The following is a 13,317-nucleotide window of genomic DNA, read 5'->3' as shown; positions in this document are numbered from 1 at the left end:
ATCATGCCACGGGCGCGCCCGAGACGCGCGCCAGTGGCTACACCCTTACTTTAGTGAGAGGCGAGCGCGCCATAACGGCGCGCAACGTATTCTTCAACGATGGCCTGGAACTCTTCGGCGATATGGTCGCCCTTGAGCGTCACCGTACGCTCGCCGTCGACGAACACCGGCGCGGCCGGCACTTCGCCGGTACCCGGCAGGCTGATGCCGATGTCGGCATGACGGCTTTCGCCCGGCCCATTGACCACACAGCCCATCACCGCGACGTTCATGGATTCGACGCCGGGGTATTGCGCGCGCCACACCGGCATCTGCCGGCGCAGGAACGACTGGATGCTGTCGGCAAGTTCCTGGAAGAACGTGCTGCTGGTGCGGCCGCAGCCCGGGCAGGCGACGACCATGGGCGTGAAGGCGCGCAGTCCCATGGTCTGCAGGATTTCCTGCGCGACGATGGCTTCGCGGCTGCGCTCGCCGCCGGGTTCAGGCGTGAGCGAAATGCGGATGGTGTCGCCGATGCCTTGCTGCATCAGCACGGCAAGCGCGGCGGTCGAAGCCACGATGCCCTTGCTGCCCATGCCCGCCTCGGTCAGGCCAAGATGCAGGGGATAGTCGCAACGGGCGGACAGATCACGGTAGACCGCGATGAGATCCTGGACATGGCTGACCTTGCACGACAGGATGATCGCGTCGCGCCGCAGGCCGAGTTCTTCGGCGCGCTGGGCATTGCTGATGGCCGAAACAACGAGCGCATCGCGCATGACGGCCTGCGCTTCCCAAGGCTGGGCGCGCCGGCTGTTTTCGTCCATCTTGCGCGCCATGAGTTCGTGGTCGAGGCTGCCCCAGTTGACGCCGATGCGCACCGGCTTGTCGTAGCGGCAGGCGACTTCGATCATTTGCGCGAAGTTGTCGTCGCGGCGCTTGCCGCCCCCCATGTTGCCGGGGTTGATGCGGTATTTGGACAGCGCCTGGGCGCATTCCGGAAACTGCGTCAGCAGCTTGTGGCCGTTGTAGTGGAAGTCGCCCACCAGCGGCACGTTCACGCCCATGCGGTCGAGCTGTTCGCGGATGGCGACGACCTCGCGGGCGGCTTCCGGCGTGTTCACGGTGATGCGCACGAGCTCGGAGCCGGCCAGCGCCAGCTCCTTGACCTGGATCGCGGTGGCGATGGCGTCCGCGGTGTCGGTGTTGGTCATGGACTGGACCACGACCGGGGCGTCTCCGCCCACCGTCACGACGCGATCACCCCACTTGATCGCCACGGAACGCGTGGCGCGGCGCGCTGCGGCTCCCACCGGGGGAGGCGGCGCGTCCTGGCAAGGCAGAGAAGAATCTTGCATCGGGTGGAACCGTGTTACTTGGTCGACTTCGGCAGCCAGTCGGCCGGCAGCCACTGCTGCGGCAGCCAACCTTGCCAGAAGGCATATGCCACGCCGGCGGCCAGCACCAGCACGATGGCGATCAGCCAGCCCCAGGACGTCGTGGACGAGCGGTCGTCGTCGGCGCTGGATTGGGGAATGGAATGCGCCGAATGCAGCGAACTGGGGCTGAGCTTGGCCGGGCCGGTGACGCGGGCCTTGGGGTCGAGCGAATCGACGATGGCCTCGGCGTCGGCGCCCAGCAGGCGTGCATAGTTGCGGACGAGGCCGCGCAAGGAAACGCCGGTGGGCAGGTGATCCCACTGTTCGTTTTCAAGGGCTTCGATCTGCTTGGTAGAAAACTTGATGCGGCTGGAGACCTCGTCGAGCGACCAGCCCTTGGATAGGCGCAGGCCGCGCAAGGCGGCGCCCACGCTGCCCACCGCGGCGGCGGACGAGTCGGAAACTGCAGAAGCGAAATCCTGCGTCATGCGTGCACCTGTTTAATTGGTATGGTCTGGCGCTGTGCGGCATTGCGCTCGGTGATCCGAGTGCGGTCCCGCACCTCTCCGGCCAGCTGGCCGCAAGCCGCATCGATGTCGTCGCCCCGGGTCTTGCGGACCGTGGTGATGATGCCGGCGTCCATGAGACGTTGGGCAAACACCTTCACCCGCGCCGAGGCCGATCGCTTCAGGCCGGAGGCGGGGAATGGGTTGAACGGGATGAGGTTCAGCTTGCAGCGCACCTGGCGTGCAATGTGGATCAGTTCCTTGGCGTGCTGGTCGGTGTCGTTGATGCCGTCCAGCATGCAGTATTCAAACGTGATGAAGTCGCGGGGCGCAAACGCGAGATAGCGTTCGCAGGCAGCCAGCAACTCTTTCAGCGGGTATTTCTTGTTCAGCGGCACGAGCTCGTCGCGCAGCGCGTCGTTGGGCGCGTGCAGCGAAACGGCCAGTGCCACGGGACAGTCTTGCGACAGGCGGTCCATCATGGGGACGACGCCGGAGGTGGACACGGTGACGCGGCGGCGCGACAGACCGTACGCGTTGTCGTCGAGCATCAGGCGCAGCGCGGGCAGGACCTGGTCGTAGTTGAGCAGGGGTTCGCCCATGCCCATCATGACGACGTTGCTGATGACGCGCGTGTCTTCGGTGGCGCGGGCGCTTTCAAGGCGGGCCGTGCCGATGTCGGCTTCGAGCACGCGCTTGGCCCACCACAACTGGCCGATGATTTCGCTGGTCTTCAGGTTGCGGTTGAAGCCCTGGTGGCCGGTCGAGCAGAACCGGCAGTTCACCACGCAGCCGGCCTGGCTGGAAATGCACAGTGTGCCGCGGTCGTCTTCGGGGATGAAGACGGTTTCGATGGCGTTGCCCTGCCCCACGTCAAACAGCCACTTGCGGGTGCCGTCGGTCGAGCGCTGCTCGATGTTGACGGGCAATGCCTCGATGCGGCAATGCGACGCAAGCTGGCTGCGAAAATCGCGGGCCAGATCGGTCATGGCGTCGAACGAATCGGCGCCGCGCTGGTGCATCCAGCGCTGCAACTGGCGGGCACGAAACGGCTTGCCGCCCCACTGCCCGACCAATTCGGACAGGGCGGAGCCGTCCAGCCCCAGCAGATTGATTCGTTCGACGGATTCCATAACCAGGTAAAACTTAAAGCGCTTTCAACAACTTAAGCCAAAAATTAACGGCTGTGGATGTTGATTTCGGGGAAGAAGAAAGCCACTTCGACAGCGGCCGTTTCCGGAGCGTCGGAGCCGTGGACGGCGTTGGCATCGATGCTGTCGGCGAAATCGGCGCGGATGGTGCCGGCTTCAGCCTTCTTGGGGTCCGTGGCGCCCATCAGGTCGCGGTTCTTCTGGATGGCGTCTTCGCCTTCCAGCACTTGCACGAACACGGGGCCCGAGATCATGAAGTCGACCAGGTCCTTGAAGAAGGGACGGGCGGCGTGCACGGCGTAGAAACGCTCGGCGTCGGCGCGCGACAGTTGGGTCAGGCGGGCGGCGATGACCTTCAGGCCGGCTTGCTCGAAACGGCCGACGATCTGGCCGATCACGTTCTTGGCGACGGCGTCGGGCTTGATGATCGAGAGGGTGCGTTGGATGGACATAAAAGACTCCGAAAACTGATTTCTGACGGGTTTCTAGTTAATTGCTTGGCGGGGCTCGGGCCGTTCTGAACCACCGCCAAAACAGGATTCGACACTGCCGACCTGTCGGACGCATCCTGGAATGCAAGCGGGATTCCGGTTGCACGCGAATCCGATGATTCTGCACGCATTTCCGAAGGAATCCTCAATGAATTCAGGGACTTCTAAAAGGTTTACAGCAACCCGGCATTCTAACACGCCGAGAAGACCGCAATACATCTTAAAATGAGCGGTTTGCTGCCCGCTCCCTACCCGGGCGCCCCTGTCTGCCGGAACTTAGTAATGACTCAAGCTGCTCCCCCGAACGCCGCGCCCATCGCCGGCGAAACCCCGGAACTCTCGAAGAGCTTCGAACCCTCCGAACTGGAATCCCGCTGGTATGCCGAGTGGGACAAGCGCGGGTACTTCGCCGCGGGCCAGCATGTGGAAACGGGGACGGAAAGCCAGCCGTACGTCGTCCAGTTCCCGCCGCCCAACGTCACGGGCACCCTGCACATGGGCCACGCGTTCAACCAGACCATCATGGACGGGCTGGTGCGCTACCACCGCATGTCGGGCGACGACACCGTGTTCATTCCCGGCACCGACCACGCCGGCATCGCCACGCAGATCGTCGTTGAAAGACAGCTCGACGCCCAAAAGGTTTCGCGCCACGACCTGGGCCGCGAGAAGTTCGTCGAGAAAGTGTGGGAATGGAAGGAAAAGTCGGGCAGCGCCATCACCGGGCAGGTGCGCCGCCTGGGCGCCTCGGCCGACTGGCCGCGCGAATACTTCACCATGGACGACCGCATGTCGCGCGGCGTGGTGGAAACCTTTGTCCGTCTTCATAAACAGGGACTGATCTATCGCGGCAAGCGCCTGGTCAACTGGGATCCCAAGCTGCTCACGGCCGTGTCCGACCTGGAAGTGCAGTCCGAAGAGACCGATGGCCACATGTGGCACATCCTGTACCCGTTCGTTGACGGCCCGCAGACCATCGTCGACAAGGATGGCCAGACCGTCACCCTGCGCGGCATGACCATCGCCACGACCCGTCCGGAAACCATGCTGGCCGACGGCGCGCTTTGCGTGCATCCCGATGATCCCCGCTACAAGCACCTGGTGGGCAAGCAGGTCGAACTGCCGCTTTGCGACCGCAACATTCCCATCATTGCCGACGACTTCGTCGACCCCGAATTCGGCACGGGCTGCGTGAAGATCACGGGCGCTCACGACTTCAACGACTACGCCTGCGCGATGCGCCACGATCTGCCCCTGATTGTGATCTTCACGCTGGACGCGCACATCAACGAAAACGGTCCCCAGCAGTTCCAGGGCATGGAACGCTACGAGGCCCGCAAGGCCGTTGTTGCGCAACTGGAGACCGAGGGCTATCTGGTCAAGGTCGAGCCGCACAAGATGATGCAGCCCAAGGGCGACCGTACCGGCGTCGTGCTCGAGCCCATGCTGACCGACCAGTGGTTCGTTGCCATGAGCAAGCCCGCGCCGGAAGGCACGCTTAACCCGGGCAAGAGCATCACCGAGGTCGCGCTGGAAGTCGTGGCCGACGGCCGCATCCAGTTCTACCCGGACAACTGGACCACCATCTACAACCAGTGGCTCAACAACATCCAGGACTGGTGCATTTCGCGCCAGCTCTGGTGGGGCCACCAGATTCCGGCCTGGTACTCGGAAGACGGCCAGGTGTTCGTCGCCCACGACGAAGCCGGCGCGATCGAACAGGCGCGCGCCGCTGGCGTCACGGGTCCGCTCACGCGCGATCCCGACGTGCTGGACACGTGGTTCTCGTCGGGTCTGGTGCCTTTCACGACGCTGGGCTGGCCGGAAAACACGCCGGACCTGCAGCGTTACCTGCCCTCCAGCGTCCTGATCACGGGCTTTGACATCATCTTCTTCTGGGTGGCGCGCATGGTCATGCTGACCACGCACCTGACCGGCCAGATCCCGTTCAAGCACGTCTACGTGCACGGTCTCATCCGCGACGCCGACGGCCAGAAGATGAGCAAGTCCAAGGGCAACACGCTGGACCCGGTGGACCTGATCGACGGCATCGACCTGGACGGCCTGGTCGCCAAGCGCACCTACGGCCTGATGAATCCGAAGCAGGCCGGCGCGATCGAAAAGGCCACGCGCCGCCAGTACCCGGACGGCATCCCCGCTTACGGCACCGACGCGCTGCGCTTCACCATGGCGGCCTACGCCACGCTGGGCCGCAACATCAACTTCGACCTGAAGCGTTGCGAGGGCTACCGCAATTTCTGCAACAAGCTCTGGAACGCCACGCGCTTCGTGCTGATGAACACCGAAGGCCATGACCTGACAGTGCCGGATGCCGGCGAGCTGTCCTTCGTGGACCGCTGGATCATCAGCCAGATGCAGACGCTGGAAGCCGACGTGGCGCGCGGTTTTGCCGACTACCGTTTCGACAACATCGCCAACGCGCTCTATCGCTACGTGTGGGACGAATACTGCGACTGGTATTTGGAACTGGCCAAGGTGCAGATCCAGACCGGCACGCCGGCCCAGCAACTGGGCACCCGCCGCACGCTGATCCGCGTCCTGGAATGCGTGCTGCGCCTGGCCCACCCGATCATCCCGTTCATCACGGAAGAGCTGTGGCAGAAGGTGTCTGTCGTGGCCGGCAAGCGCAAGGAAGGCGTTGCCGCCAGCGTCAGCGTGCAGCCCTACCCGAAGGCCAACCCGGATGCGGTGGACACCGCCGCCGAAGCCGACGTGGCCGAACTGAAGGCGCAGGTCGAAGCCGTGCGCGCGCTGCGCGGCGAGATGAGCCTGTCGCCCGCCCAGAAGGTGCCGCTGTGCGCCCAGGGCGACGCGCCGATGCTGACGCGCAACGCGCCGTACCTGGCCGCGCTGGCCAAGTTGAGCCAGGTCGACGTGCTGGACGTGCTGCCCGACGCCGGTGCGCCGGTGCAGGTCGTGGGCAGCAGCCGCCTGATGCTGCACGTTGAAGTCGACGTGGCCGCCGAGCGCGTGCGCCTGGACAAGGAAATCGCCCGTCTGGCCGGTGAAATCGCCAAGGCCAAGGGCAAGCTGTCCAACGCCAGCTTCGTCGAGCGCGCCCCCGCCGCCGTCGTCGAGCAGGAAAAGGCCCGCATGGCGCAGTTCAGCGAAACCCTGCAGAAGGTGCAGGAGCAGCGCGCCAAACTGGGCGACTGATCCCAGCGCCTGATGTGAAGCCCAGAAACCCCGGACACCGTTCCGGGGTTTTTGTTTTGGGGGGGTTGTTTTTTGAGGGGGTTGGCGGGGATTGGGTCGCGGACGCGGCCGCCCCTCAAACGCCGCCGTCCGTCATCCGATACCAGCTCACCACCGCATTGACGTACAGGCGGCGGAGCGGATACAGCGGAAACGGCACGATCGGCGACAGCGGCACGGGCAACGCATTGGCATCGCCGGTGGCGACGTATTCGGCCATGGCCGCGCCCATGCAGGTCTGCAAGCCGACGCCGCGGCCCTGACAGCCGATGTCCACCAGCAACCCGGGCTGCGGTGCATGCAGATGCGGCAGATAGTCGCGCGTGACTGCAACCCGGCCGCACCAGCGGAATTCAAAGGGCGTGCCCGCGACCTGCGGAAACATCTTCACCATTACGCGCTCAAGATGCGCCCAGTCCGACTCGCCCTTGGGCTCGCGGAAGGGGCCGCGGCCACCCATCAGCAAGCGGCCCTGGTGATCCAGACGAAAGTACAGCAACAGATTGCGCGTGTCGGAAGTGACGTGGCCCTCGGGGAATATGCCCGCGCGGATGCGGTCCGGCAGCGGCGCGGTTGCCACCTGGAACGTGTTGGCGTCGATGATGGACGGCTTGAGACCGGGCCACAGATCGCCGCCGTAGGCATTGGTGCACATCACCACGCGATCGGCGCTGACCGAGGGCCCGCGAGCCGTGGACACCGTCCACTTGCCGCCGTCACGCCTCAGACCGGTGACGGGCGTGTCGGTGTGCAGCGTCGCGCCCGCATTCAGCGCAGCGCGCGCCAGGCCCCGCGCGTAACTCAGCGGCTGCACCGCCCCTGCCCGCCGGTCGACCCATCCGCCCAGGTATTTATCCGTGCCGATCAGGCGCGCGACCTGCGCGCGGTCCAGTGGCTGGGCGTCCGCGCCAAGGCGCGCCCATTGCGCCGCGCGGCCTTGCGCGATGCGTAGCGCCTGCGGCGTGTGCGCGCCCTGGATCCATCCGGCGCGCACGCGGGGCACGTCCATCGCATGCCGTTCGATCAGGTCAAAAACCGCGTCCGCCGTCGCGCCGGCAAACCGTGTCAGCCGCTCCCCGCGCTCGGGGCCGAACATCGAAATCAGATCATCCGGGTCGTACTTCAAACCGGGAATGACCTGACCGCCGTTGCGGCCCGATCCGCCGAAGCCAATCTCGCGCGCCTCCAGCAGTACGACCTTCACACCGCGCTCGGCCAGGTGCAACGCGGTGGACAAGCCGGCATAGCCGCCACCGATCACGGCGACATCGGCCTGCGCGGACGCGTCCAGCGGCCCGGTGGGCGGCGGCGGCGCCGCGGTGGCCGCCCACAGTGACGGGGAAAGCGGAAACGGCGCTGGCTGCATGGGGCTTCCTTCCTTACATGGGATGCAGCACGCGCCGCAGGAAGTCCTGCGTGCGCGGATGCTGCGGATGATTCAGCACTTCGCGGGCGGCGCCCTGCTCCACCATGACGCCGCCGTCAAAGAACATGACACGGTCGGCGACCTCGCGCGCAAAGCTCATTTCGTGGGTGACGACGACCATCGTCATGCCGGCCTCGGCCAGCTTGCGCATGACGCCCAGCACATCGCCGACCAGTTCGGGATCGAGCGCCGAGGTGGGCTCGTCGAACAGGATCGCCTTGGGTTGCATCGCGAGCGCCCGCGCGATCGCCACGCGCTGCTGCTGGCCGCCGGATAGCTGATTCGGATGCGCGTGCTCCTTGTCCGCCAGCCCCACGCTGGCCAGCAATTCGCGGCCGCGCTCCACCGCCTGGGCGCGAGGTTCCTTCTTCACGAAGATCGGGCCTTCGATGACGTTTTCCAGCGCCGTGCGATGCGGAAACAGGTTAAAGCGCTGGAACACCATCGCCACCTGCGTGCGGATCGACACGATGGAAGGCGCATCGCAATCGACGAGCTCGCCGTCCACGGTGATGCGACCGGCGTTGTAGCGTTCCAGTCCGTTGATGCACCGCAGGATGGTCGACTTGCCCGAGCCGGACGGACCCACCACACACACGACCTCGCCCTGCTCGACTTCGGCGTCGATGCCCTTCAGGACCTCGAGCGGACCAAAGCTCTTCCTTACGCCTTGCAGGCTGATCATTTGATGGCGCTCCGCTTTTCCAGATGCCGCACCAGCAGGATGAGCGGCACGCACATCACCAGGTACATCAGCGCCACCAGCGTGAACACCGTGGCGTTCTTGAAGGTGGATACGGCGATGAGCTTGCCTTGCAGCGCCAGCTCGGCGACGGTAATGGTGGACGCCTGCGACGAGTCCTTCAGCATCATGATCATGATGTTGCCGTACGGCGGCAGGACGATCTTGACGGCCTGCGGCAGCACGACGCGCCGCATCGTCAGGCCCCAACCCATGCCCATGGCCATCGCCGCCTCGATCTGACCTCGGTCGATCGCCTGGATGCCGGCGCGGAAGTTCTCCGCCTGATAGGCCGAATAGGCGATGCCCAGGCCGATGATGGCCGCATGCACGGCGCTCAGCGACACGCCCATGTCCGGCATCACGAAGTAGATGTAGAAGAGCAGCACGATGATCGGAATGCCGCGCAACAGATTGACAAGGCCCGCGCTGAAGCCCGACAGATACTTGTTGCCGGACACCCGCATCAACGCCCATACCAGGCCCAGCACCGTGGACAGCGCAAGGGAACCCAGCGTGACCAGAATGGTAAGCTTGGCGCCCTCCAGCAGGATCGGCATGAACTCTGCCGCGTCTTTCAAGAATTCCGTCATGAGTCCACCCGCTCCGAGAAGACAGCCCGCGATGACCGCTTGGGAAACGGCCAGAGAAGTGCCGCGGATGCGCTGCGTCCGCCGACGCGACCGAACGCGCCGGCGGGATGCTGCAAATGCTTGAACTGAGGCGGCCCGACCGGCATCACGCGCCGCCCAGGCCCCACTTCTTCAGGATCGCGTCGATGGCGCCGTCGGCTTTCAGCTTGACCAGCACCTTGTTGATCCGATCAAGCAGCTCGGTGTCGTCCTTGCGCGTGGCAAGCCCAAGGCTTCCCATGATCGTCGGCTGGTACGACTGCGCCATCTTCAGGTTGGGATAGTTGCCCTGCGACAGGACGTACGCGGCGATGGGATAGTCCATGAAGCCGCCCTGGATGCGGCCGGCGTTGGCGTCGCGCATCATGTCTGGCGGGTTGTCGTAAAGCTTCACTTCCTTGAAGACGCCGCTCTTTTGAATGGGCTCGACAAAGGCAGTGCCGACCTGCACGCCGACGGTCATGCCCTTCATATCGGCGAAGGACTTGTATTCCTTGTTGTCGGTCTTGAGCACCATCAGGCCCTCGCCGTAGCGATAGACGGGCTCGGAAAAACTCACCACCTGCTGGCGCTGCGGCGTGATGAACATCGCCGCCGACACGATGTCGATGCGCTTGGATGTCAGCGATCCGATCAGCGCGGAAAATGCCATGGGCTCGATCTGCACCGAGAAACCGGCCTCCTTGCCCACCGCTTTCACGATATCGACCATCACGCCCTCGATGCTGTTCGTCTTGGTGTCGAGAAAGGTGAATGGGCTGCCGGTGGGCGTGGACCCCACCTTCAATACCGTCTGGGCTTGGGCGCCCGCCGCCATGGACAATGCTGCGAATACAGAGACAACAAGAGTCTTGAATTTCATGACATATCCTCATCGTGGCAAAGAAGGCCGGGCCGCGCGTGACGCGTCCGGTGGCGGCACGCTCCCCGCGCGTTCCGCCGCTTGAGTGCTGCGCGCTCAGGGCGCTTGTGGCGTGTTGTCCTCCGCGGCTTGAGTGATGTTGGAGATGGCCCAGATGACCTCGGTCGTCTGCGTCCCCGGATTGCACCAGCGGCGCGGCGTGCTGCTGGCGTAGCAAAAGCTGTCGCCCGCTTGCAGGCGGATGACGCGGTCGCCCACCCACAGTTCGAGCACGCCCTTGAGCACCAGGCCGATCTGCTCGCCCTGCCCCGTCACGAAGAGCTCGGTGCCGGTGGAGCCGCCGGGCGCGATGGATGCGCGGCACAGGTCCATGCTGCGGCAGGCCGCGGGCGTGAACATCTCTTTGCTGATGCCCTTTTCCTTCAGGTCGATATGGCGGTGCGTGCCCGCGCGGGCTACGCGGCCATCCTCTTCGCCGCCGGTATGCTCGGCGTTGCGCAACAACGCATTGACCGACACGCGAAACTCGCGCGCCAGGAGATGAAGGACTTTGACGGAGGCCGAGCTCAACCCTCTTTCGATCTGGCTCAGCAGGCCGAGCGACATGCCGCAGGCCCGGGCGACGTCAGCCAGCGACCGTCCCTGTTGCTTGCGCAACTGACGCAACTGCTGACCCAGCCACAGATCGACGGCCGACTCCGGCCGCTGCGCGTGGGCGGGCGACGAGGGTGCTGCGCTGGCACGGCGAACGGCGGCAGAGCGGCTCATATGAAAATTTCATGTGCATGTAATTTTCAATACTAAGGAGCCGCAAAAACGCCCACAATCCAGGGACTTCCCTAGCGTTGTGGGCGTGGCGGGCCGGCGCTACCGTCAGGAAGCGTCGGACGAATTGGGCTTGGGATCGGGGCTGGAATCCGGGGTGGTGTCGGGCTGGTTCTGCCCCGTGGGCGCGGCATCCGCGGCGGGCTTGCGCGGGCGACGGCGTCTTGTGCCCGGCTCCGCAGGCAACGGCGTGCCGGCCAACTCGGCCAGATAGCGCTCGTCCAGCTTGCTCAGCCAGCCTTTCGCGCGCGCCGATTCGATGAGTTCGGGCCGGCGTGCGGCAGTCAACGCCAGCGACCGCTCGCGCCGCCAGCGCGCGATATTGGCGTGATGGCCGCTTAGCAGCGGCGCCGGCACCGCTTCGCCCTCGTAGACTTCCGGGCGCGTGTAATGCGGGCTGTCCAGCAGGCCGGACAACGTGTCGTTGAAGGAATCCTGCAGGGCGGAATCGCCGTCGTTGAGCACGCCTGGCAAAAGGCGCACTGCGGCATCGATCACGGCAAGCGCCGCGATTTCACCACCGGAGAGGACGAAGTCGCCGAGCGAGATTTCCTGCGTGACGCAGCGATCAATGAAGCGCTGGTCCACACCTTCGTAGCGGCCGCAGATGAGAATGAGGCCATCGCTGGCAGCCAAGGCTTCGGCGCCCGCCTGGTCATAGCGCCGGCCGACCGGCGCAAGCAGCGCCACCGGGGCGGGACCCAGGCCCTGTCCGGCGCGCGCCTGCTGGGCGGCATTGACGGCGGCTTCCAACGGGCCCGGCATCATCACCATGCCGGGGCCGCCGCCATAGGGGCGGTCGTCCACGGTGCGGTGTACGTCATGCGTGAAATCGCGGGGATTCCAGGCATGGAGCTGCCACCGGCCCTGGGCGTGGGCCCGGCCGGTGACGCCGAGGTCGCGCACCACCCCGAACATTTCGGGAAATAGCGTAACGACGTCGATACGCATCAAAAATCCGCGGGCCAGTCGCTGTCGATGCGGCGGGCAGCCAGATCAACGGCGTGGATATGCGCGCGTACGAACGGTACAAGCATTTCGGCGGGTCGGCCCTTGGCGTCCAGGACGGGTTCGGGGCTTTCGCCTTCACCCTTCTGCAGCAGGACCTTCAACACGGCGTGAGCGCCGTTGTCGAGGACCTCGCTGACCACGCCAATTCGGGCGGGTTCGCCGTTGGCGCTGGAGTACAGCGCGCAACCAATGAGATCAACCCAGTAGTATTCGTCTTCCTCGGGCGCGGGAAATGATCCGCGCGGCGCTTGCACGGTATGTCCGCGCAACGCTTCGGCCTGGTCGCGATCCGTGATGCCCTGCAGTTGCGCCACCACGGTGGCTCCCTGCGAACGGACTTGCAAGATCTTGAATGCGACAGGCGCAGACGCGACAGCGCCCCGCGCCAATTCAGGCACAGGGCGAGTCAACCACCATTGAGACGCTGAGAGCAGCACTTCGGCGTTGGCCGAATGCGGCTGCACTTTAACCCAGCCTTTCACACCGTAGGCTGCAGTGATGCGGCCCAGCTCGACCAAATCCGTAGGCGCCGCGTTTGAGGTTGCGGCATCAGGCATTTATCGTGCTCTTTATCAGGCTTGGATAGCAATGAAGCAGCCAGGAATATCCGCTTTCAAGCGCGAGGCTCTAAGCGTGGAAAACCTGCTGCTCCAGAATCAGCTAAGGATGTGCGTCGCGGGCAATTAGGCCGCGGCGGAAACCTTGGCCGAGTATTCCTTGACCAGACGCTCGACGGCGGGCGACAGTTGCGCGCCGGTGCCGGTCCAGTACTGCACGCGATCCAGCGCAATGCGCAGGTTTTCCGTGCCTTCGCTAGCCACGGGGTTGTAAAAACCCACGCGCTCGATAAAACGGCCGTCGCGACGGTTACGCGAATCGGTGGCCACCAGGTTGTAGAACGGACGCTTCTTGGACCCACCGCGGGCCAGGCGAATCACCACCATAGGTAATCCCTTGAATTAGTTGTGAAAAACGGGAAATTCTAGCACTGAAAGGAGCCTGCTGGCAAATGCGAGTGCCGAAGAATCTGTGATGCGGTGCGATTTGTATCCTAAAACACCACATCCGGGTATTCTACAAGCACGAGCCCAGCCCTG

General features: G+C 64.7%; 13 protein-coding genes. 1 reads left to right on the top strand and 12 read right to left on the bottom strand.

What is annotated here, in order from left to right; all coding sequences use genetic code 11:
• Positions 1-50: 50 nt before the first annotated feature.
• Genes ispG through ndk form a run of 4 tightly spaced genes read right to left on the bottom strand, consistent with a single transcriptional unit; the run spans position 51 to position 3,467 of the window.
• The gene (gene ispG, locus AB3147_RS09075) at positions 51-1,337 is read right to left on the bottom strand and encodes a flavodoxin-dependent (E)-4-hydroxy-3-methylbut-2-enyl-diphosphate synthase (RefSeq protein WP_175125035.1); all 1,287 of its coding nucleotides are present in this window, start codon (positions 1,335-1,337) and stop codon (positions 51-53) included.
• A 14-nt stretch (positions 1,338-1,351) separates the two neighbouring features.
• Complete coding sequence (locus AB3147_RS09070; RefSeq protein WP_175184960.1) at positions 1,352-1,846, bottom strand: helix-turn-helix domain-containing protein; 495 nt, start codon at positions 1,844-1,846, stop codon at positions 1,352-1,354.
• Entirely contained in the window at positions 1,843-2,997 is a 1,155-nt protein-coding gene (rlmN, locus tag AB3147_RS09065) for a 23S rRNA (adenine(2503)-C(2))-methyltransferase RlmN (RefSeq protein WP_105238151.1), read from the bottom strand. The genes AB3147_RS09070 and rlmN overlap by 4 nt, the downstream gene beginning before the upstream one ends.
• A gap of 44 nt (positions 2,998-3,041) precedes the next feature.
• Positions 3,042-3,467 carry a nucleoside-diphosphate kinase gene (gene ndk / locus AB3147_RS09060; RefSeq protein WP_175125038.1) on the bottom strand — a complete coding sequence of 142 codons (426 nt, stop codon included), beginning with the start codon at positions 3,465-3,467 and terminating at the stop codon, positions 3,042-3,044.
• 321 nt (positions 3,468-3,788) lie between these two features.
• Here ndk and AB3147_RS09055 point away from each other — a divergent pair, with 321 nt between their 5' ends.
• Entirely contained in the window at positions 3,789-6,683 is a 2,895-nt protein-coding gene (locus AB3147_RS09055) for a valine--tRNA ligase (RefSeq protein ID WP_367351756.1), read from the top strand.
• A gap of 115 nt (positions 6,684-6,798) precedes the next feature.
• On the opposite strand, the gene AB3147_RS09050 is transcribed toward AB3147_RS09055, so the two are convergent.
• From AB3147_RS09050 to rpsP, 8 genes are all read right to left on the bottom strand, one after another.
• Positions 6,799-8,088: an NAD(P)/FAD-dependent oxidoreductase gene (locus AB3147_RS09050; RefSeq protein ID WP_367351755.1), complete on the bottom strand. Its 1,290-nt coding sequence runs from the start codon at positions 8,086-8,088 to the stop codon at positions 6,799-6,801.
• Positions 8,089-8,101: 13 nt separating this feature from the next.
• Positions 8,102-8,833, bottom strand: coding sequence for an amino acid ABC transporter ATP-binding protein (locus AB3147_RS09045; RefSeq protein WP_175139245.1), 732 nt, complete (start codon positions 8,831-8,833; stop codon positions 8,102-8,104).
• Positions 8,830-9,483, bottom strand: coding sequence for an amino acid ABC transporter permease (locus tag AB3147_RS09040; RefSeq protein WP_175125042.1), 654 nt, complete (start codon positions 9,481-9,483; stop codon positions 8,830-8,832). The genes AB3147_RS09045 and AB3147_RS09040 overlap by 4 nt, the downstream gene beginning before the upstream one ends.
• A gap of 145 nt (positions 9,484-9,628) precedes the next feature.
• On the bottom strand, positions 9,629-10,384 hold the full coding sequence (locus tag AB3147_RS09035) for an ABC transporter substrate-binding protein (protein WP_367351754.1): 756 nt from the start codon (positions 10,382-10,384) through the stop codon (positions 9,629-9,631).
• 96 nt (positions 10,385-10,480) lie between these two features.
• Entirely contained in the window at positions 10,481-11,152 is a 672-nt protein-coding gene (locus tag AB3147_RS09030; protein WP_218345281.1) for a helix-turn-helix domain-containing protein, read from the bottom strand.
• Positions 11,153-11,257: 105 nt separating this feature from the next.
• A complete protein-coding gene (gene trmD / locus AB3147_RS09025) occupies positions 11,258-12,160 on the bottom strand; it encodes a tRNA (guanosine(37)-N1)-methyltransferase TrmD (RefSeq protein WP_367351753.1) in 903 nt (300 codons plus the stop codon).
• Positions 12,160-12,777 (bottom strand): ribosome maturation factor RimM, encoded by a 618-nt coding sequence (gene rimM, locus AB3147_RS09020; protein ID WP_175125044.1) that lies wholly within the window; start codon positions 12,775-12,777, stop codon positions 12,160-12,162. The genes trmD and rimM overlap by 1 nt, the downstream gene beginning before the upstream one ends.
• A 126-nt stretch (positions 12,778-12,903) precedes the next feature.
• Complete coding sequence (gene rpsP, locus AB3147_RS09015) at positions 12,904-13,164, bottom strand: 30S ribosomal protein S16 (protein WP_008165084.1); 261 nt, start codon at positions 13,162-13,164, stop codon at positions 12,904-12,906.
• Positions 13,165-13,317: the final 153 nt, after the last annotated feature.

It is taken from the genome of Achromobacter animicus (assembly GCF_040775605.1).
GTDB classification, from domain to species: domain Bacteria; phylum Pseudomonadota; class Gammaproteobacteria; order Burkholderiales; family Burkholderiaceae_B; genus Achromobacter; species Achromobacter animicus.
This window is presented reverse-complemented; position numbering and strand designations above follow the sequence as displayed.